The sequence below is a fragment of the Ensifer sp. NM-2 genome (assembly GCF_003024455.1).
In the GTDB taxonomy this organism is placed as follows: Bacteria; Pseudomonadota; Alphaproteobacteria; order Rhizobiales; family Rhizobiaceae; genus Ensifer; species Ensifer canadensis.
In genome coordinates this window covers 24,538-44,031 of sequence record NZ_PVZR01000028.1, presented here as the reverse complement: position 1 = coordinate 44,031, position 19,494 = coordinate 24,538, and the positions used below count along the sequence as shown (strand labels likewise).

The following is a 19,494-nucleotide window of genomic DNA, read 5'->3' as shown; positions in this document are numbered from 1 at the left end:
ATGGGTGCACCTCATGCTGCCAGGAACCTTCGCAAAGCAACCTGTGAAACGCTCAAGCCACGGCCATGTCGTGGACGAGCTCGGGCGCGCGGTGGTCGGCGGAGAGTTCTTAGCCGGCGATATTCTGCCTGGTGACGTCGAGCTGGCGGCACGCTTCAAGGTGTCGCGCACCGTGCTGCGCGAGGCAATGAAGACGCTCGCGGCCAAAGGTCTGGTGTTCCCGCGCGCGCGCATCGGGACGCGGGTCATGCCGCGGGCGCATTGGAACCTGTTCGACAGCGACGTGCTTTCCTGGCATTTCAGCGTTGGCGTCGACGAGGAGTTTTTGAATCACCTGAGCGAAATCAGGCTGGCGCTCGAACCCTTTGCGGCAGCGCTTGCGGCTGAGCGCGCCACCGACGCCGACATCGCCCAGATGATGCGGCTCGCCGTTGCCATGGGCAATGAAGACCACAGCGCCGAAACGCTGGCCCATGCCGACCTCGAATTCCACCTGCATCTGCTCGAAGCGTCCCTCAACCCGTTCATGCGCACGGTCGGCAGCCTGATCGAGGCGGCACTGATCGGCGTCTTCAAACTCACCAATCCTTCCGCCGACCGCAGCGAAATCGACCGCGTCGCCGTGACCCATATCCGCATCGTCGAGGAAATTCGCCGCGGTGACGCCGAAGGCGCACGACATGCGATGGAAGACGTGATCCGGGCTGGCCAACAGCGGCTGATATCGGACCTGACGATGCGACAAACCAGGTCATCATAGCGCGCAGGGGATACCGAGTTCGGTGTCCCCGACCCCTGCTTACTCGTCGCCGCCCCATTTGCGAAACCTTTAAGATTCTGGCGCATAACGTCCCGCAGAATCCAGGAGTTGACGGTGGAAGCGCTACATACCCCGACGATCATGATCAGCTCCTTCGCGACGTTGGTGGTCTTTGCAGTCTTCTTCGCACTCGCGTCACGCCAGGAGCGCAACAGCCTGGAACTGAGGCTGTGGTCCTGCGCATTTCTGGTCGCCGCACTTGGATTTACCCTGCTTGCCTTCCGAGGTCCGGGTTATTCCTTCGTCCCGGTGACGCTGGGCAACGCCCTGACGGTTCTGGGCTTGGCGCTCATCTGGCTCGGCCTGCGCGCCTTCGACAATCAACCGCTGAAGATCGCGTCCGCATTGGCCGGGCCGGTGTTGTGGTTGCTGGTCACCGGTTTTTCCGATTATGTCCAGAACAATGTCACCAGCAGGATCGTGCTGTTTTCCGCGCTGATCTTCGTCTATTCGGCGATGATCGCGGTCGAGATTTTCCGCTCCGACAATTTCCGCAGGCTTCCAAGCTCTTACATCGTCGCATTTCTCTTCGCCACGCATGGCCTGTTCTATCTCGTGCGCATCCCGCTGATCTTCGTCTGGCCGCTTTTCGGCAACACGGCGTCGGGCGCCGAACAGCCGATATGGTATCAGCTGCTGACCTTCGAACTCTTCATCCACAGTCTTGCGGGCGGGTTCTCGTTCTTCGCGCTGATCAAAGAAAGAACGCAGTACAGATACAAGCTGGCGTCGGAAACCGACGCCCTCACCGGTGTGCAGAACCGGCGCGCTTTCATGGCGAGCGTCGACGCCTATCTGGCGACAAGACCCGATGATGGAGCGTTGATGTACATGGACATCGACCACTTCAAGGCGATCAACGATCGCCATGGACACGCTGTCGGCGACAAGGTGCTCATCGAGTGCGCGGCGGTCATCTCGCAAGCCGTTGGCGGCAAGGGCTTCCTCTCGCGCATGGGCGGCGAAGAGTTTGCGGCCTGCTTCCCCGGGGTCGACCGATCGCAGGCCGCAGCCATCGCCGAGGACATCCGCAGTGCCTTCGAGCAGGCGCGGGTCAGGGCCGGAAACACGACGCTTTCGGCGACCGTCAGCGTCGGTGTTGCCTTTGTCGCAAGGCAACAGGAGGCAAGCGAGCTTCTGTCTTCCGCCGATCGAGCGCTCTATGCGGCAAAGGCGGCAGGGCGAAACGCGGTCTGGATCGCCGGCAAGGACAGCGCTCCCCAGTTCGCATCGGGGCTGGCGGCCCAACCGAACGAGAGAGCGCCTTCCCCGGGGAGGACCGAGAGAGGTCCGATGGCTAACTGCGCCTGAGCCGTCGCTATCGTCGTACCGGCAACTGAGGCGCAAGCAGCCGCCGGCAACACGCCTCGCCTCAAGCCTTCTGCATCAAGGCAATGGTGCGGTCGAGCGCGGTTGCAAACCCCTTGAGCGAGATCGAGAAACTGACCTCCTTCTCGGTGTCGCTGGCAAAGGCGACGAGCTTCAGCACCTTGCCGCCACGCAGCAGCTTGATCGTCTCCTCATTGAACGTCAGCGCGACGATGCATCCGACCGGCATGCAGGTTCGAAACCGCGAGGGTTTGCTACCCGTGGCATCATCGACCCCAAGAGAGACGCCCTTGTCCAGGTAGAGACCGAAAGGCAGCGCGAGCTGTCCCTGGAGGCCAGCGCCGTCGACCGGTTCAAGTTCCAGCGTCAGCACGCGCTGTCCGCTCTGGTGAACCTGGCGCTGCGAAAGAACACACCTGCGATTGCCGTCTGTCACCGCGCAGGCGACGCTCCAGTCGTCGTAGGTCTCGGCGAGCGAAGAGGGGGCCGTCGCGTCCTTCGGCGCCTCCTGCGCATAGAGCGGGTTGGTGGCGACGATCGTCGCCATCAACGTTGCGGTGATCCAGCGTAAAAGCCGCATCAGAAGCGCACATCAAGCTTGGCATCGACGGCATTCTGCGTCGTGCCTGAGCCGAACTGGCCGGTGTAGGTGATGCCGAGGCTCGCAGTGTCGGTCAGCGCGAAATCAATGCCGGCCTCGATGATCGCCGCATCCTCGGCGATCGGCGTACCGGCAACCGAGAAGGCACTGCCCGTGCCGAAAGCCATCGTCGAGAAAGGCGTCGTATCGCCAAAGGCGTGTTGCCAACCAAGCATGCCGCGCACCTTGGCATTGGTGGCCCCCAGACTGAGAGGGGCCGACGCACGAAGACCGAGCGTCGTGAAGGTCGTATCGGTCGTGTTGCTCCTGCTCGACAGAGCCGCCGCAGCACCACTCTCAGTGAAACCGTCGGTGTGAAGGCTGACATAGGCGAGGTTCGCGAAGGGCTCGAGCGCTACGCTCGGCAGGTCGATACGGTATCCGACTTCGCCGAACGCCTGGAATGTGCCGGCATCATAGTCGGCCTTCAACGCGTCCCGGAAACCTGGGAAGACGACCGCTCTCTCCGTCTCGATCGAATGCCAGGTATAGGCAAGGCCGGACCGCAACGCGACATCGCCCCAACGGCCGCCACCGTAGACGCCGAGATGGTAGTTGTCGCTGTCGCCGCTCGAAGCACGGCTGTCGACGTCGAAATTCGTCCGGCTGTAGCCGGCCATGATGCCAACCAACGCATTGTCCGAGACCGCCGCATCGAAGCCGGTGATGAAGCCACCCGTCGACTGATCGAGTTGGCCGGTATTGCCGTTGCCATCGGTGTTGGTCCAGGAGCCGAAAACCTGTCCCCAGCCGACCATTGGCGGCGGCGGGACGGCGACCGCGTCGATCGCGGCGACTGCACCGGTCGTGATCTTGTCCTCCGGCCCGTAGGCCAGAACCGGGACATTCGCAGCAGCAACGTCGCCGAAAGCGTCGCGAATGCGGTCGTTCGCCGCGTTGCGCAGCAAGCTGCTGTCATTGATCAGCGCTGTCTGTGCCGAAGCATGAACCTCGCCGGACAGGCGGTCGAAGGCACCACGCGCATTGGCGGCGTCGAGCCTCAGGAGAATGTTGTAGAGCGCAAGCGATGGCCCGCTCTGCGCAAGCGTGTTGAGGGCGAGCGCCGTGTTCCTCTGATTGCCGCTGATGGCCACGCGTTCGAACTTGGCCGACGTGCCCGGCGTGCCCGGGTTCGGGTTTCCAGGGTTGGGATTGCCAGGGTTCGGGTTGCCGGGATTTGGATTACCGGGGTTCGGGTTGCCAGGATTGGGATTACCAGGATTAGGTGTACCCGTATCCTTGATCGCGATCTTGAGATCGACCTGCTTGTCCTTCTGCTCCAGCGTGACATCGAGAAAGGCGGACTTCGAAATCGCCTGGGCAAACTGACCGTCGACACCGTTTTCCGCGGTCAGAATGGTATAGGTGTGGCCGTTCTGGTAGCTGGTATTGGCATCGAGCGCGGTCACCTCGACATTGACGCCATTGCCGATCGTCGCGACGCCATCGCCCCGCACGCCGTTCTGCAGGCCCTTGACGGCGATCCTGTCGGAGCGACCGTCGCCGGCGATGTCGGCCTCGTAGATCGAGCCGTCGCTCATTTCCAGTTGCCCCATGATCGTCAGCGTGCCGGTCGAATTGTTTCCCGGTGCAATGACCGCTCTCTTGTCGACCGCGGTGGTGCCAATAGTGCCGGATCCGCCAAGGCGGCCGAAAGCCGTCGAGGCCGGATTGCCAATGCGGTTCAGCGTTTCCCCCCAGACGACGACGGAATTGGTGTAGGTCTTTCCGTCAAGAAAAGTTGTCTGCACTCTTCCCGCTTCGCCATCGACGATCAGGGTTCCATCCTTCACGTCGAACCGGGTCGTGCTGTAGTCCAAGGGGCCCGTGTCCGCGTCGTTATCGATTGTGTCGAGGTTGCTCTTGAGAACCAGCTTACCGCCGGAGACGTTCACCTTGCCGTGGAACTTCGTCAGGTCGCCGCTCACGACCGTTTCGCCCGAGAAATTGTTGATCGACCCTTGGCCACCGATCGTGTTGGCAAATTCATAGCCAGTGTTCGTGTGGTTGAAATTGACGTGCCCCTTCCTTGGGCCGAAATCGATCTTCGAGGAGGGATCGACCGTGCCGGCCGCCTGCGCCTGCCGAGCGATCGGACCGCCGACACGATCCATATCGACCTTGCCGCCGATCGAAAGACTGCCCATGCCTTCCCGGATCGCACCACCGACGCCAGAAAGGACGATACCACCGCCCGCTGACAGCTTTGCGCCGTTGGCGACCGAAAGGTTGACGTCTCCGGCCTCGCCAATCGTCAGCTTGTCATTGACCTTGAACTCGCTGCCAGCGCCGTCGACAGACACTTGAATGGTGTCGACGCTCTCATCCTCCCGGAGGGTCGCGGTGTTGGTCGAGACCACGGCGCCCTTCTCGATCGTGAAGCTGTCGCCGATCGTAAAGTCGCCGGCGTTGATCCAGCGCGAATTCTCGCCGCTCACCAGAACCGTGCCGTTCTCGAAAATGGCCTTGTTGGAGTTGATGACGCCACCGTCCTCGATCCTGACCGCGCCAGTGTTGAGCGTCAGTGCGCCGAAGGCGACGCCCAGAAAATCGGTGCTGAGCATGGATCCGGCACCGCGAACCACGAGCGTTCCGTCGCCTTCCTGCAAGGCACCGATGTAGGTCTCCTTCGCCGAGACTTTGCCGCCATTCTCGACGATCAGCGTGCCCTTGCCGCCGTAGATGCCGCCCTCGAAACCCCCGACGAAAAGCACGCGGTAGCCGCGCGGATCTGGATCGACGATATCCCAGGTCGAGCCGGGACCGGAAACGACGACCGTTCCGACCGAGCCCTTGCCGTCAGCGATGTAGCCGCCCTTGCTTTCGACGGAGGCGCCGTCCTTGATCGTCAGAGTAGCGCCACTGGGACCGCCGCGGATCACGAGATTGCCGTTGATCGTCTGGTCGGTGGTCCAGGTCGTGTCGTTTGGAACGAGCAATCCGGCCGCCTTCGCCGGCGACGGGACGAACGGCACGGCCGCCAGCATGATCGAGACAAGACCGGCGCGTCCAAGCGCAGTCGAGCTCAGAAGGTTGATCCTCAAAACGTCCGCCTTCACACAGGTATTCAATGTCTGCCCCTTTTCATTTGCGTTCGTCAGCGCACAACCCCCAGGCGAATACGAGCCAGGGGGCGGCGGGTCATCGGGCGCTATAGCAAGCCGGGGAAAGGGGAGAATTCTGCTTTCTGCAAACGGCAAATTGCAGCGCCCAAAGGTTGGGGCTTTCTGCGAACGGCTCGATTTCGCCGACGAACGGCAATCGACAACCATCTCGGCTTGAGGGATAAACCCACATGGCACGAGGAGATGACACGGCTTCGCCGGAAGAGACTCAGTATACCGCAGGTGTTCGCCGTGCGACCCTTTCCTACGGCTTCCTCTATCAATTCATGCAGGGCGTCATCACCAGCGTACTATGGGCAGTCCTCGGATATGACCCAATAGAAGTTGCGCCGATCACCTTGATCCTGGTGTTGAACGGCACGCTGATGTCCTATGCGATGGCAGCCACGCTCTTCAGGTGCAGGGAGCGTTCCATTCTCTTCAAGCTCCTGGTCGGCTCCGCCTTGTCGCTCGTCGCGGCAGTGATCAACGCCGGCGTCGACCTCGCTTGCCACTTTCTTATCGCGCATGGCGATCCGGCCGACGTCAACTGGACCAACGTCGCCTATACCGTCATCTATTGCGTGGCGCTGTTCCACGGATGGGCCTTCTTCTACATTGCGCTTCTCTCCAATTTTGAGTTGCGCGAACGCGAACGGCGCCTGGCCTTGACGCGAGAAGAAGCGTTAACGGCGCAGATGCGGGCGCTGCGCTACCAGGTCAACCCGCACTTCCTGTTCAACACCTTGAATTCGATCGCCGGGCTGATCGAGGAAGGTGCTTCGACGGCGGCGGGCCGCATGGTGCTTTCGCTCTCCTCCTTCCTGCGCACGACGCTCGAACTCGACCCAATGCAGGACGTCTGTCTCGCCGACGAGCTGGCGCTGCAGATCGGCTATCTCAACATCGAGGGCGAGCGCTTCTCGGACCGCATGCGACTGAAGCTCGACATCGCACCCGGCCTGGAGCAGGCGCTCGTGCCGAGCCTCATTCTCCAGCCGCTGATCGAGAATGCGGTGAAACACGGCGTCGGCAGTTCGGCCGGCGCGGTCGAAATCCTGATCAGCGCGGCACGTCACGGTGAAACCCTCGAGCTTTCCGTCGAAAACGACCTGACGATCGAACCGCAATGCGCGACCAAAAAGCCTCCGGGAACGGGTACAGGCCTCAAGAATGTCGCCGACCGCATCAGGGCCCGATTTCCGGAGATGGGGGCCTTCATTTCCGGTCTTGTCGCACCGCACCGCTTTCGGGCGGCGATCACCATGCCCTTGAGGCTGGCATGACGCTAAGGCCTCCGCGGAGCGGCAGGCCGGCAAAAGCAACGGGGTTTGCATTCCGCAAGCGGCAAATAGCAGCGCCCGAAAGGTCGGGACTTTCTGCAAACGGCTTGATTTCGCCGACGAACGGCAATCGACATTGGCGGCCGGTTGAACGATAAAAATGGCATGAAACCCAAGGACGAAACAAAATCGCCGGACGAAAGCGCCTATATCGGCAGCGTTCGGCGCACGACGCTCTGGCTCGGTTTTCTCTATTGGTTCGTGGAATTTCTCATCAGCAGTATCCTGTGGGGCATACTCGGAACCGATCCGATCGTGTCTGCCCCCGGCAAATTGCTGCTGATGTCCTGTGGCATGGTTCTTTCCTACGGTATCGCGGCGGCGATGTTTCGGGTCAGGCACCGGCATATAGCCACCAAGATCGTCGTTGGATTCTCCACCTCTCTCATTGCCGCCTTTGCCAATACCGGCATCGACTTCCTGCTCTATGTTTTATTCGTGCGTCCCGACCCGATCACGGTCGACTGGACGAATACCGGTTACACGCTCGTCTACAGCATGGCGACGTTCGTGGGGTGGTCGTTCTTCTTCGTCGCGCTGCTCTACAGCTTCGAGCTGCGTGAGCGCGATCGGCGCCTGGCGATCTCGCGGGAGGAAGCACTGGCCGCGCAAATGCGTGCGCTCCGATACCAGGTCAATCCGCACTTTCTGTTCAATACGCTGAACTCCATCACCGGCCTGATCGAGGAAGGGCAGACCATTGCAGCGACCCGCATGGTGATGTCGCTTTCGAACTTTCTGCGCACGACGTTGGAGCTCGACCCGCTGCACGACGTGCGGCTTGCGGATGAACTCGCCCTGCAAACCGGATATCTGCATATCGAAGGCGAGCGTTACTCCGACCGGATGAAGCTGCGGATGGACATCGCCAATGGCCTGGAAGAGGCTCTGGTGCCAAGTCTGATCCTGCAGCCCTTGATCGAGAACGCCGTGAAACACGGCGTCGGCCGCTCTCCTGATCAGGTTGAGATCGTCATCAGCGCGGCCAAGGTCGGCCATGCGCTCGAGATCGCCGTCGAAAACGATATCGCGCCGGAGACCGGGGGCGGGCGACGCCAGTCTTCCGGCACCGGGATCGGTCTCAAGAATGTCGCCGATCGGGTGCAGGCGCGCTTTCCAGGCGTCGGCGCCTGTGTATCCGGCCTTGTAACGCCCAAGCGTTTCAGAGCAGCAATCACAATGCCCCTGAGGCTCGCATGAACGAAATCCAGATAGAGCCCCTGTCGATCCTCGTCATCGATGACGAGCCCCTGGCGCGTCGCCGGCTTATACGCCTGCTCGGGGCCATGCCCGGGATCAAGATCGTCGGGACGGCCGGCAATGTGCAGCAGGCCTGCGTTCTCGTCGCCGAACTTTTGCCGGACGTGATCCTGCTCGACATCCAGATGCCCGGCGGCACCGGCTTCGACATTTTGGAACGGTTGGGCAACAACGCACCTGCCGTCGTTTTCGTGACCGCCTTCGATCACTATGCCCTTCGCGCCTTCGAGGCCGCCGCGGTCGACTATGTCACCAAACCGATCGAGCCCAATCGTCTACGAACTGCGATTGATCGGGCCCGCATGGCGATTGCGGCACGAACAAGCGCCGAACGCGTGCTGGAACTCAACGAAACCGTGCGGGCGCTCCGGCAGGCGCTTCGCAAGCAGGAGGCGCAGGTCGCCGATATCTGGGTGAAGGCAAGAGGCGAGTTCATTCGCATCGCGCTCGATCGCGTGGTGCGGTTCCAGGCGGAGCGCGACTACGTCCGCATCCACACCGAGAACAAATCCTACCTGCACCACGAGAGCCTGGCTTCACTCGCAGGCCGGCTGGACCCGGCTGAGTTTCTCCGGCTCCACCGAAGCTCGATCGTTCGGCGCCATTGCATCGTCGGCTTGCGGCAGGCGCCCTTCGCCGCCTTGATCGCGCTTCTGTCGGACGGAAGCGAAATCCGCGTCGGGCGAACCTACGTAAAGCAGGTGCGTCCCCTCTCCACAGAGCGCTAGATCATTTCACTGTTTCATCGAAACAGTGAAATGATCTAGCTCGTTGAAATAGCGCAATTCCGGACGGAAAACCGTTTCACACTTTTCCTGGAATTGCTCTAGGACGCCGGCCGGCCGCAGCATCCAACGGCGCACTGTCGCCGATGGCAAAGGTCAGGCTAACATCCCCAACCTGCTAGTCTTCGGTAAAAATCGGGTCCTGCGTGAACATTCCGCCCTGATAGACGGCAAGCGGCGACGAGGCCTCCGGCCGGCCAGGCGAAACTTCGAGTTCGGCGCGGAAGCGCTCGGCATTATCCCGCGGCCGCCAGCCCAGATAGGCGGCGTGCGAATTGTCCCACCAGCGGCTGTCATTGTCCGAGATGCCCCAGAGGATGGGGCATCCGAGCATCGGCGCCCGGAACGCGCAAGCGATCAGCGCGGCAAAATCGTCATAGGACATCCAGGTCGACAGCATGCGGTGGTTGGTCGGCTTTTCCATGCAGCTGCCGATCCGAACAAGCGCCGTCTCCTGGCCGAATTTCTCAAAATACATCCGGGCCAACGCCTCGCCGAAACATTTCGACACGCCATAGAGGCCATCAGGGCGCATCGGCGCATCCGCCTCCACGTGCTCGTCCTGCCGGTAGAAGCCGACTGTGTGGTTGGAGCTGGCAAAAAGAATGCGCGGCTGACCGTGCGCCCGTGCGGCCTCGTAGAGATTGTAGAGACCCAGCAGGTTGGCATTGAGGATCTTGGAGAACTTGTCCTCGACCGAGATGCCACCGAGATGAAGAATGGCGTCGCAGCCCTCGACCAGCCGATGCACAGCGGCCGCATCGCCGAGATCGCAGGGCATGATCTCCTCATGCGGTGCCGCCGTGCCTAGATCGGCAATATCCGAGAGACGCACGATCTCGGCCAGGTGAGCCACGCGCCCCCGCATGGCGCGACCCAGTGCCCCCGCCGCACCCGTGATCAACAGTCGCTTCAAGTCCCGTCCTCCGTAACCGGCGCCCTGCAGCCGGTATCCATGCATTGCATTTAAACTCAACTCATCATACAGGTTGATGTTGTCACGTCAATAAATCGGACATGTGATGCCACAAGCCGATTGATGTGGCACACAGGCTGGACAAAACGTACCGACAGGCGGACAAACGACCACGAGAAGGAGACGAGATGAGCGTTCAAACGAAGCTGGAGCCGGGCACCGGAACAGGCACGTTGACGTCGAGGCTCGGCGACACGTTGCGGCGGGCGATCACTGCGGGTCAGTTTCCGCCGGGCAGCAAGTTGCCGAGCGAGGCGCAGCTCTCCGAGGCTCATGGCGTCAGCCGCACAGTCGTGCGCGAGGCGATCGCCGCACTTCGGGCAGACCGGCTGGTCGAGGCGCGTCAGGGCGCGGGTGTCTTCGTTCTCGAGCCCCCACCCGCCGCCGGACCCATACCGCTTTCCCTGCATCATATCGACCCGGCGCGCGTATCTTCCATGATCGAACTGCTGGAGTTGCGAACCGCCGTGGAGGTAGAAGCCGCAGGGCTTGCAGCGCTTCGCCGGTCGCCCGCTCAGGAAGAGGTGATCATCGAAAGACACGATGCGGTACGCGCCTGCCTCAACGCCGGCATCTCCAGCGTCGAAGCCGACTTCGCCCTGCATCTCGCCATAGCCGAGGCCACCAACAATCCGCGCTTCCGCGAGTTCCTGGCGATGATCGGCAGAAACGTCATCCCGCGCGGTGCACTGCGCAACGACGACAGCGAACAGGACCAATCAGCCTATATCGCCATGCTCGACAACGAACACAACGACATCGTTGTCGCCATATCCAACGGCGACGAAGAGGGCGCGCGCGAGGCGATGCGACGCCATCTGCGCGGCAGCCAGGCCCGCTACCGGACACTGCTTCGCGAACAGCGCTCACCTGTACGATAACTCATTGACACAATCTCATCATACATGTACGACAACTTTGCCGGAGGAGGCAGGCAGAGGAAATCGAGTATGACGCCGCAAGAGATCAAGGCCGCGCTCGGCGCCGGTCTGTTGTCGTTTCCCGTGACGCATTTTAATGCCGAGCGAAAGTTCCATCCCGAGAGCTACCGTCGCCATGTCGAATGGCTGTCCGGCTTCGATGCCCCAGTGCTGTTTGCCGCCGGCGGGACCGGCGAGTTCTTTTCGCTTTCGCCTAAGGAAATACCGGGCATCGTCGCCGCCGCTAAAGAAGCTGCCGGCAAAACCGCCATTGTTTCGGGATGCGGCTTCGGCACCGAGATCGGCGTCGAGCTGGCGCGCGCCGTCGAAAAATCCGGCGCTGATGGCATCCTGCTTCTGCCGCATTACTTGATCGACGCGCCGCAGGAGGGGCTCTTCGTTCATGTGAGAGAGATCTGCCAGTCCGTCGGCATCGGCGTCATGGTCTATAACCGCGACAACTCGGTGCTGACAGTCGATACGCTGAAGCGTCTGTGCGACGAATGCCCCAACCTCATCGGCTTCAAGGATGGGACGGGCGATATCGGCCTCATCCGCCAGATCACCGCGACGATGGGCGACCGGCTCACCTATCTCGGCGGCATGCCAACGGCCGAACTCTTCGCCGAAGCCTATCTCGGAGCGGGTTTCACCACCTACTCGTCCGCCGTCTTCAATTTCGTGCCGGGGCTCGCCGTCGAGTTCTACAAGGCGTTGCGCGCTGGCAATCGGGCACGCTGCGAAGAGATCCTGCGTGATTTCTTCTACCCCTTCATGGTCATCCGCAACCGCCGCAAGGGCTATGCCGTCGCCGCGATCAAGGCCGGCGTCCGGCTGCAGGGTTTTGATGCGGGCCGCGTGCGGCCGCCGCTCGACGACCTGACGGCGCAGGAAGAAGACATGCTCGCAACGCTTATTGCGCCCTGGAAACGCTAGGATGAAAATCACAGCCGTCCGCACGCATCTGCTGGAACACCGCCTTGCGGTGCCGTTCGAGAGCGCGTCGATGCGCTTCGACCGGCGGGCCCATGTGCTGGTGGAGATCGTCTGCGACGACGGCACCACCGGCTGGGGCGAATGCCTTGGCCCAGCAAGACCCAACGCCGCCGTGGTCGCCGCCTATACCCCTTGGCTTACGGGCGCCGATCCACTTGAAACCGAAAAGATCTGGGCGCGGCTCTACAACGCGCTGCGCGACCAGGGCCAGCGCGGCCTGGCGCTGACCGCGCTGTCAGGCATCGACATCGCGCTTTGGGACATCAAGGGCAAACATTTCGGCGTGCCGGTTTCCACGCTTCTCGGAGGCCGCTTCCGCGAAACGGTCAAGGCCTATGCGACGGGAAGCTTCAAGCGCGACGGCATCGACCGGGTCGAGGACAACGCCGCCGAAGTCGCCCGCTATCGCGCTGAGGGCTTTCATGCCAGCAAGATCAAGATCGGGTTTGGCGTGCGCGAGGATCTTGCTGTCGTCCGTGCCGTGCGCGAAGCGGTCGGCACGGACATGCGGCTGATGGTCGATGCCAATCACGGCTACGACGTGCTTGAGGCGCTCGAGTTTGGCCGCAAGGCTGCCGAGTTGGACATCGACTGGTTCGAGGAGCCGGTGGTGCCGGAACAGCTCGGTGCCTATCGCGAGGTGCGTGCCGGCCAGCCGATACCGGTCGCCGGCGGCGAAACCTGGCATAGCCGCTGGGGGATGCGCGAACCGGTCGAGACACGCGCCGTCGACATTCTCCAGCCCGATCTTGCCGGCGTCGGAGGGTTCACCGAGGCACGGCGCGTCGCCGATATGGCAGCGCTCCATGGTGTCCGCATCGTCCCGCATGTCTGGGGCACGGCGGTTCATATCGCCGCCGCCCTCCAGTTCATGGCAGCGATGGTGCCCAATCCGGTGCGCGTCAACCCGATCGAGGCGATCCTCGAATTCGATCGCACCGAAAACCCGTTCCGACAGGCGGTGATCAAGACGCCGATCGAGCATGACCAGGGGGTCGTCAAAATCCCCGGTGGTCCGGGACTTGGCATCGAAATCGACCGCGATGCGCTTGCCGAGTTCCGGATGAGGGATGATTGAGATGTTGGTCAGAACGCTCTCCGGTCGCCCGCCCAAAAACCCGTTGCCAAAAGGCACGGTCGACACGCAGATGCATATGTATCTGCCCGGCTTTCCCGCCCTTGCTGGCGGGCCCGCACTTCCCGCCGGCGCCCTGCCGGATGCGGATCAATACAGAAAGCTCATGCGCTGGCTCGGTGTAGACAGGGTCATCATCACCCAGGGCAATGCCCATCAGCGTGACAACACAAACCTGATTGCCTGCCTTAACGCGATGGGGCCTTCGGCCCGCGGCGTCGCCGCCTTCGGCGCGGAGACTTCGGAGCGTGAGCTGGATACCCTGTCGGATGCTGGCGTGATCGGCGCAAGGATCATGGATCTGCCCGGCGGCGCCGTCGGCCTTGACGAACTCGAAGCTGTGGATGACCGCGCGGCAGCCCGCGGCTGGATGGTCGCCATCCAGTTCGACGGCAGCAACATCCTTCAGCACGAACCAAGACTGCAGAAACTGAAATCCCGCTGGGTTTTCGACCATCACGGCAAGTTCTTCTCCGGCGCGGCACCAGATGGACCCGAAGTCGCCGCGGTCAAGCGGCTGATCGATGGCGGCAACTGCTGGTTCAAGTTCGCCGGCGTCTACGAATCCTCAAAGACCGGCGGCCCCGATTTTGCCGACGTCGCCGCACTGTCGCGCGCGGTTGTCGCGCATGCGCCCGAACGCGTGGTCTGGGGCAGCAACTGGCCACACAACCTTGCAAAGACCAACGCCGACTATCCCGACGATGCCGAACTGACCGACACAGTTCTGGGCTGGCTGCCGGACGCCGGCGCCCGTCATCGCGTGCTCGTCGAAAATCCTGAACGGCTCTTTGGCTTGAAGCCATTCACGGACAGAGGTGCCTGAAGCCACCCGCATTCGTCCGAAGCGAGGAGGCTTCGGCGCTACAAGAAGGAGGAGGACAAAATGAACATCGCAAAAACGCTTTGCCTGGCCCTGGGCGTTGCCCTCAGCGCCGGCACCCTGCAGGCGCAGGAAATCACGCTGCGCTCGGCCGACATCCACCCGGACGGTTATCCGACCGTCGAGGCTGTGAAATACATGGGCGAACTGGTCGCCAAGCGCACCAATGGCCGCATCAAGATCGACGTCACCAACAATGCAGCGCTTGGTAGCGAAAAGGACACGATCGAGCAGACGCGCTTCGGCGTCATCGACATGAACCGCGTCAATGCAGCACCCTTCAACAACCTGGTGCCGCAGACCGTCGTGCTCGGGCTTCCCTTCCTGTTCCGCTCGACCGAGCACATGCACAAGACCGTCGACGGGCCGATCGGCGACGAAGTGCTTGCCGCCTTCGAACCGCACGGCCTGATCGGACTTGCCTTCTACGATTCCGGCGCGCGCTCGTTCTATTCCACCAAGAAGCCGATCGAGAAGCTGGCCGATCTCAAGGGCATGAAGGTTCGCGTCCAGCAGTCGGACCTGTGGATTGCAATGATGGAAGCGTTCGGCGCGAACGCCACGCCGATGCCCTTCGGCGAGGTCTATTCGTCGCTTGAGACCGGTGTCGTCGATGCGGCGGAAAACAACTGGCCGTCCTACGAATCCTCCAGGCATTTCGAGGTTGCCAAGAACTACACTCTGACCGAACATTCCCTCAATCCGGAAATCCTGGTGATCTCGAAGATGAGCTGGGACAAGCTTTCGCCCGACGACCAGAAGGTCCTGAAGGAATCGGCGAAGGAATCGGTGGTGAAGATGCGTGAGCTCTGGACGGCGCGGGAAAAGGCGTCGGAGGAAAAGGTTCGTGCAGCCGGCGCCAACGTCATCACCGTCGACAAGGCCGAATTCTCCGCGGCGATGAAGCCGGTCTACGATCGCTTCGTCACCGACCCACAGATGAAGGACCTGCTCGAGCGGATCCGCGCCATCAACTAGAGCAAGCTGCGTAAAAGTGTGCAGCGGTTTTGCGATGCCGAGATGCGAAAAATCAAGAGCTTAGCGAATCCTGGAGATCGCGACGCGCTTTAGCGGCATCCGATACGCCTGAGTGTCCGGCCCGATCGGTTGGACACTCCACTCGCCGGCAGCCAACGGAGGATAAAGGCAATGTGGCGTTTCTTGCAGGCTGTCAGGCCTGTGCTAGCCCGGCTCAGCCGGCTCTCGCTTTACATCTCAGGCCTCGGCCTCGTCACCATGACGGCAATCGTCGGCTGGCAGGTCTTCGCCCGCTATGTCCTCAACGACACGCCCAGCTGGTCGGAACCCCTGTCGCTGCATCTGATGTCCTGGTTCATCCTGCTCGGCGCGGCCGTCGGCGTGCGCGAGAGCGTGCATCTCGGGCTCGATTTCGTGCGCCATTCGGCATCGCCTGCGACGCAGCGCCTGATGGATATCGTCAGCCTTTCGCTGATCGTGCTCTTTGGCCTGGCCATGAGCTTCTATTCGACCCTGCTTGCCGCCGGCACCTGGGCGGCGACCATCCCCGTGCTCGGCTGGCCGGGCGGCGTCGATTTCTTCCCGATGATCGCAGGCGGCCTGCTGATCGCACTGTTTGCGGCGGAGCGTCTTGCCGACGTTGTGCTGGGCGAAGCGCCCGTCGCCGATGTCGTCATTCAGGAGGCAGCATAGTGGCCTACAGCATTCTCTTCGGCACCTTCACGCTCCTGATGATGATCGGCATGCCGATCGCCTTTTGCCTTGGCATCGCGTCGCTTGCCACCGTCATCTACATGGGGCTGCCGCCGATCGTCGTCTTCCAGCAGATGAACTCCGGCATGAACGTCTTTGCGATGATGGCGATCCCGTTCTTCATCTTCGCCGGCGACCTGATGGTGCGCGGCGGCATCGCCGACCGCCTGATCCGCTTTGCCGCCGGCATCGTCGGGCATCTGCGCGGCGGTCTAGGCCAGGTCAATATCGTCGCCTCGACGCTGTTCGGAGGCATTTCCGGCTCCGCCGTCGCCGACGCATCCGCCGTCGGCGGGTTGATGATCCCGCAGATGGCGGCGCGCGGCTATGACCGCAGCTACGCCGTCAACGTCACGGTCAATGCGGCGATAATCGCATTGATGATCCCGCCCTCCCACAACATGATCCTCTATTCGATCGCAGCGGGCGGCAACGTCTCGGTCGCCGATCTCTTTACCGCCGGTATCCTGCCCGGTCTGCTTCTGGCTGCAGCCCTGATGGTCACAGCCTATGTGGTGGCGCGGAAGAAAGGATATCCGTCGGAACCCTTCCCTGGCCTGCGCCGCCTCGGCTTCTACTTTCTGGCTTCGCTTCCAGGGCTGCTCCTGATCGGCATCATCTTCGGCGGCGTGCGCTCCGGCATCTTCACGGCAACGGAAAGCTCTTGCATCGCCGTGTTCTATGCGTTGCTCGTTGCGATCCTCGTCTACCGCGAACTCGATTGGAGCGGCTTCGTCGAGGCGGTGCTGCAGGCGGTGCGCACCACCGCGATGGTGCTGCTGGTGATCGGCACCGCCGCCTCCTTCGGCTGGCTGATGGCGTTCCTGCAGGTCCAGCAGGGAATGGTCGCGGCGATCAGCGCGATCTCCGACAACCCTGTTATCGTGCTTTTGCTCATCAACATCATTCTGCTGCTGCTTGGCACGTTCATGGACATGGCGCCGCTGGTGATCATCAGCACACCGGTGCTTCTTCCTGTCGTCAAGGCGTTCGGGATAGACCCGGTGCATTTCGGCGTGGTGATGATCCTCAACGCCGGCATCGGCCTCAACACGCCGCCGGTCGGCACCGTGCTCTTTGTTGGCTGCGCCGTCGGCGGCATTTCGATCCGCGAGGCGATGCGCACCATCTGGCCGTTCTTCGGCGCAAGCATCGCCGTGTTGATGCTCGTCACCTACATCCCCGGCCTGTCCCTCTGGCTGCCAAGCCTGTTCCGATAGCGCAGGCGCTCTCAAGCCACGGCGATCAATGCGTCGGCGCCTAGAGCAATTCCAGGAAAAGTGTGAAACGGTTTTCCGTCCGGAATTGCGTTATTTCAACGAGTTAGATCATTTCACTGTTTCGGTGAAACAGTGAAATGATCTAGACAAGCGTGTGGATCAGCCGGAACCGTCCAGCTCCGACTGATCCACAATTCGACCGCATTGCCTCGGCATCGCTCCATCGGCACTGGCAAGGAGGCGAATCGCGTGGCTCGGCTGTCGGACGAAAAACGGTTCACCTCGCGCGAAGCGCGCATCGATGCGGCCGCCCACCGGTTGCTCGACCGGCTTCCTGACCGCGGCTTGCTTGGCGGCCTGACGGAGCTGCTGGTCTTCGGCATCAAGCAGGCTTTCGCATGCCTCTTCGGCGGCGCCATGCTGACGCTCATGATTGCAACCAAGCTGTTCTGGCCGGACGCAATCGGCTTTGCCCGCTATGATTTCCTTTTCCTCGCCGCACTCGGCATTCAGCTTCTGATGCTGGCCTTTAAGCTCGAGACCATTGCCGAAGCCAAGGTTATCCTGATCTTCCATATCGTCGGTACGCTCATGGAGATTTTCAAGACGTCCGTCGGTTCCTGGATCTATCCGGAGCCCAGTTTCTTTCGCATCGGCGGCGTGCCGCTCTTTTCAGGATTCATGTATGCCGCCGTCGGTTCCTACCTGGCGCGCGTGACCCGCATTCTCGACCTGCATTACACCCATTATCCGCCCCGCTCTGCGACGGTGCTGCTGGCGCTCGCCATCTATGCCAATTTCTTCACGCACCACTTCGTCATCGACCTGCGTTATCTGCTGTTTGCAATCATCGCGATCCTGTTCTGGCGCACGAATGTGCACTACCGTGTCTTCCGGTTCCGCCACCGCATGCCGCTGCTCATCGGTTTTCTGCTCATCGCTCTGTTCATCTGGTTTGCCGAAAATATCGGAACCTGGTCGCGCGCCTGGATCTATCCCTCGCAGCACGCCGGCTGGACACCGGTATCGCTGCAAAAGCTAGGCGCCTGGTATCTGCTGATGATCCTGTCCTTCGTTCTGGTCACGCTCGTCCACCGGCCGCGACCGCTACAAGCGATGCATCAGCCTCGGCCGGCCCGTGACCCGCAAGCGGTGACCGCTGAAGGGGGCGTCGTCATCCGCGAGGCGCCGCAGATCAGCTCGTGATATCAGCGTAAGATCCGCAAGGAAGGTGCGGCCGTCGTCATTTCAGCACTGCTCTCAGCCGGAGCGCGGCGAAATCGACGAATGCCCTGAGTTTCATCGGCACGAGACCCTGCGGCAGATAGACCAGTTGAACCGGCAGCGCCGGATGTTCGAAGGGTTCCAGCAACGGCACAAGCAAACGATCGGCGACGGCGCGTGCCGCCTGATAGGACAGAACACGCGTCAGGCCGAGGCCGGCAACCGCCGCGTCGACGGCAGCCTCCGCGGTGTTGACCACGAGGCGTGAGTGGATCGGCGTGGCCATCTCGCCCCTCTCATCGGCAAAGCTCCAGCTGCGGTTCGACATCAAACCTTCGAACGTGATGCAATCATGGTCGGCAAGTTCGTGCGGATGGCCAGGCTGGCCATGTCTGGCGACATAGCTCGGGCTCCCATAGACGACACGCCGTATCGTGCCGAGCTTAGTGGCGATCAGGTTGCTGTCCGGCAGGTTGCCGATCCTGAGCGCAACATCGATGTGATCGTCGATGAGGTTGACGAGCCGGTCGCCAAGCGACAAGCGCATGTTGACCTCAGGGTTGGCTTTCAGAAAATCGACGACGACCGGCAACACGTGCAGCCGTCCGAAAACGATCGGCGCCGTCATCGTCAGATCGCCCTTGACCGTCGAGTATTCGCCGGCCGCTACCCGCTCCGCCTCGTCGACCCGAGCAAGAATTTCCCGCGCCGCTTCGACATAGGATCGCCCTGCCTCGGTCAGCTGGATCCTGCGGTTCGTCCTGGTCAGCAATTGCGCACCGAGGTGGGCTTCAAGCTCCGAAACCTTGCGACTGACCGTCGCCAGCGGCATGCGCAGCTGCCGCGACGCGGCAGACAGGCTCCCGCCCTCGATAACACCGAGAAGCACGGTCATTGCATCCAGTCGATCCATCTGCCTTCCAATAATCGAGAGACCATCTATCACGAAGGCACTCTACAGCCAAAATCTGGAAGGGCATAGATTGCTGAAGAAGGCAGTTCATTCCGAACTGCCCGGAAGCGCCGAACGAGCTGCAATGATCCGGCTTTCGCAATCGCCAGACGCTGCCGAGTGACCGCATCATGCATCCGCCGACGCTCCAGATCGACGGACGCCGCTACCAAAGG

17 protein-coding genes are annotated in these 19,494 nt (G+C 61.8%); 13 read left to right on the top strand and 4 right to left on the bottom strand.

Annotated elements, in window-relative coordinates:
• Positions 1-13 precede the first annotated feature (13 nt).
• Together C6558_RS33850 and C6558_RS33845 are read left to right on the top strand one after the other, a co-directional pair.
• Positions 14-760, top strand: coding sequence for a FadR/GntR family transcriptional regulator (locus tag C6558_RS33850; RefSeq protein WP_057213258.1), 747 nt, complete (start codon positions 14-16; stop codon positions 758-760).
• Positions 761-874: 114 nt separating this feature from the next.
• Positions 875-2,131, top strand: a complete 1,257-nt coding sequence (locus C6558_RS33845; protein ID WP_128090490.1) for a GGDEF domain-containing protein — start codon at positions 875-877, stop codon at positions 2,129-2,131.
• Positions 2,132-2,192: 61 nt separating this feature from the next.
• Here the strand turns inward: C6558_RS33845 and C6558_RS33840 are convergent, their stop codons facing one another.
• Both C6558_RS33840 and C6558_RS33835 read right to left on the bottom strand, forming a co-directional pair.
• Positions 2,193-2,729 carry an invasion associated locus B family protein gene (locus tag C6558_RS33840; RefSeq protein WP_057206068.1) on the bottom strand — a complete coding sequence of 179 codons (537 nt, stop codon included), beginning with the start codon at positions 2,727-2,729 and terminating at the stop codon, positions 2,193-2,195.
• A complete protein-coding gene (locus C6558_RS33835) occupies positions 2,729-5,860 on the bottom strand; it encodes an autotransporter domain-containing protein (protein WP_158268993.1) in 3,132 nt (1,043 codons plus the stop codon). The genes C6558_RS33840 and C6558_RS33835 overlap by 1 nt, the downstream gene beginning before the upstream one ends.
• Positions 5,861-6,084: 224 nt before the next feature.
• On the opposite strand from C6558_RS33835, the gene C6558_RS33830 reads away from it, so the two are divergent.
• The 3 genes from C6558_RS33830 to C6558_RS33820 all read left to right on the top strand — a co-directional run bounded on the left by C6558_RS33830 (position 6,085) and on the right by C6558_RS33820 (position 9,224).
• Positions 6,085-7,179 (top strand): sensor histidine kinase, encoded by a 1,095-nt coding sequence (locus tag C6558_RS33830; protein ID WP_025429926.1) that lies wholly within the window; start codon positions 6,085-6,087, stop codon positions 7,177-7,179.
• A gap of 162 nt (positions 7,180-7,341) precedes the next feature.
• Positions 7,342-8,436 carry a sensor histidine kinase gene (locus C6558_RS33825; protein WP_084815070.1) on the top strand — a complete coding sequence of 365 codons (1,095 nt, stop codon included), beginning with the start codon at positions 7,342-7,344 and terminating at the stop codon, positions 8,434-8,436.
• Positions 8,433-9,224, top strand: coding sequence for a LytTR family DNA-binding domain-containing protein (locus C6558_RS33820; protein WP_051509268.1), 792 nt, complete (start codon positions 8,433-8,435; stop codon positions 9,222-9,224). The genes C6558_RS33825 and C6558_RS33820 overlap by 4 nt, the downstream gene beginning before the upstream one ends.
• Positions 9,225-9,399: 175 nt before the next feature.
• Here C6558_RS33820 and C6558_RS33815 read toward each other — a convergent pair whose 3' ends face one another.
• Complete coding sequence (locus C6558_RS33815; RefSeq protein WP_057213265.1) at positions 9,400-10,197, bottom strand: NAD(P)-dependent oxidoreductase; 798 nt, start codon at positions 10,195-10,197, stop codon at positions 9,400-9,402.
• Between the two features lie 188 nt (positions 10,198-10,385).
• Between C6558_RS33815 and C6558_RS33810 the strand changes: the two genes are divergently transcribed.
• From C6558_RS33810 to C6558_RS33775, 8 genes are all read left to right on the top strand, one after another.
• On the top strand, positions 10,386-11,138 hold the full coding sequence (locus tag C6558_RS33810; RefSeq protein WP_057213267.1) for a FadR/GntR family transcriptional regulator: 753 nt from the start codon (positions 10,386-10,388) through the stop codon (positions 11,136-11,138).
• Positions 11,139-11,207: 69 nt separating this feature from the next.
• Positions 11,208-12,113, top strand: a complete 906-nt coding sequence (gene kdgD / locus C6558_RS33805; RefSeq protein ID WP_084815069.1) for a 5-dehydro-4-deoxyglucarate dehydratase — start codon at positions 11,208-11,210, stop codon at positions 12,111-12,113.
• 1 nt (position 12,114) lies between these two features.
• Positions 12,115-13,251, top strand: a complete 1,137-nt coding sequence (locus C6558_RS33800; protein ID WP_084815068.1) for a mandelate racemase/muconate lactonizing enzyme family protein — start codon at positions 12,115-12,117, stop codon at positions 13,249-13,251.
• A 1-nt stretch (position 13,252) separates the two neighbouring features.
• Positions 13,253-14,134, top strand: a complete 882-nt coding sequence (locus tag C6558_RS33795; RefSeq protein ID WP_084815067.1) for an amidohydrolase family protein — start codon at positions 13,253-13,255, stop codon at positions 14,132-14,134.
• A 60-nt stretch (positions 14,135-14,194) separates the two neighbouring features.
• Entirely contained in the window at positions 14,195-15,169 is a 975-nt protein-coding gene (locus C6558_RS33790) for a TRAP transporter substrate-binding protein (protein ID WP_057206047.1), read from the top strand.
• A 171-nt stretch (positions 15,170-15,340) separates the two neighbouring features.
• Positions 15,341-15,862, top strand: coding sequence for a TRAP transporter small permease (locus C6558_RS33785; protein ID WP_025429917.1), 522 nt, complete (start codon positions 15,341-15,343; stop codon positions 15,860-15,862).
• The gene (locus C6558_RS33780) at positions 15,862-17,142 is read left to right on the top strand and encodes a TRAP transporter large permease (protein WP_025429916.1); all 1,281 of its coding nucleotides are present in this window, start codon (positions 15,862-15,864) and stop codon (positions 17,140-17,142) included. The genes C6558_RS33785 and C6558_RS33780 overlap by 1 nt, the downstream gene beginning before the upstream one ends.
• Before the next feature lie 249 nt (positions 17,143-17,391).
• The gene (locus tag C6558_RS33775; RefSeq protein ID WP_063963241.1) at positions 17,392-18,348 is read left to right on the top strand and encodes a DUF817 domain-containing protein; all 957 of its coding nucleotides are present in this window, start codon (positions 17,392-17,394) and stop codon (positions 18,346-18,348) included.
• Between the two features lie 37 nt (positions 18,349-18,385).
• On the opposite strand, the gene C6558_RS33770 is transcribed toward C6558_RS33775, so the two are convergent.
• Entirely contained in the window at positions 18,386-19,279 is an 894-nt protein-coding gene (locus tag C6558_RS33770) for a LysR family transcriptional regulator (protein ID WP_025429914.1), read from the bottom strand.
• Between the last annotated feature and the right edge of the window lie 215 nt (positions 19,280-19,494).

Coding starts and splice junctions, on each gene's coding strand:
- C6558_RS33850 (WP_057213258.1), top strand. CDS start 14: ATGCTGCCAGGAACCTTCGCAAAGCAACCTGTGAAACGCTCAAGCCAC.
- C6558_RS33840 (WP_057206068.1), bottom strand. CDS start 2,729: ATGCGGCTTTTACGCTGGATCACCGCAACGTTGATGGCGACGATCGTC.
- C6558_RS33830 (WP_025429926.1), top strand. CDS start 6,085: ATGGCACGAGGAGATGACACGGCTTCGCCGGAAGAGACTCAGTATACC.
- C6558_RS33825 (WP_084815070.1), top strand. CDS start 7,342: ATGAAACCCAAGGACGAAACAAAATCGCCGGACGAAAGCGCCTATATC.
- C6558_RS33820 (WP_051509268.1), top strand. CDS start 8,433: ATGAACGAAATCCAGATAGAGCCCCTGTCGATCCTCGTCATCGATGAC.
- C6558_RS33810 (WP_057213267.1), top strand. CDS start 10,386: ATGAGCGTTCAAACGAAGCTGGAGCCGGGCACCGGAACAGGCACGTTG.
- kdgD (WP_084815069.1), top strand. CDS start 11,208: ATGACGCCGCAAGAGATCAAGGCCGCGCTCGGCGCCGGTCTGTTGTCG.
- C6558_RS33800 (WP_084815068.1), top strand. CDS start 12,115: ATGAAAATCACAGCCGTCCGCACGCATCTGCTGGAACACCGCCTTGCG.
- C6558_RS33795 (WP_084815067.1), top strand. CDS start 13,253: ATGTTGGTCAGAACGCTCTCCGGTCGCCCGCCCAAAAACCCGTTGCCA.
- C6558_RS33790 (WP_057206047.1), top strand. CDS start 14,195: ATGAACATCGCAAAAACGCTTTGCCTGGCCCTGGGCGTTGCCCTCAGC.
- C6558_RS33785 (WP_025429917.1), top strand. CDS start 15,341: ATGTGGCGTTTCTTGCAGGCTGTCAGGCCTGTGCTAGCCCGGCTCAGC.
- C6558_RS33770 (WP_025429914.1), bottom strand. CDS start 19,279: ATGGATCGACTGGATGCAATGACCGTGCTTCTCGGTGTTATCGAGGGC.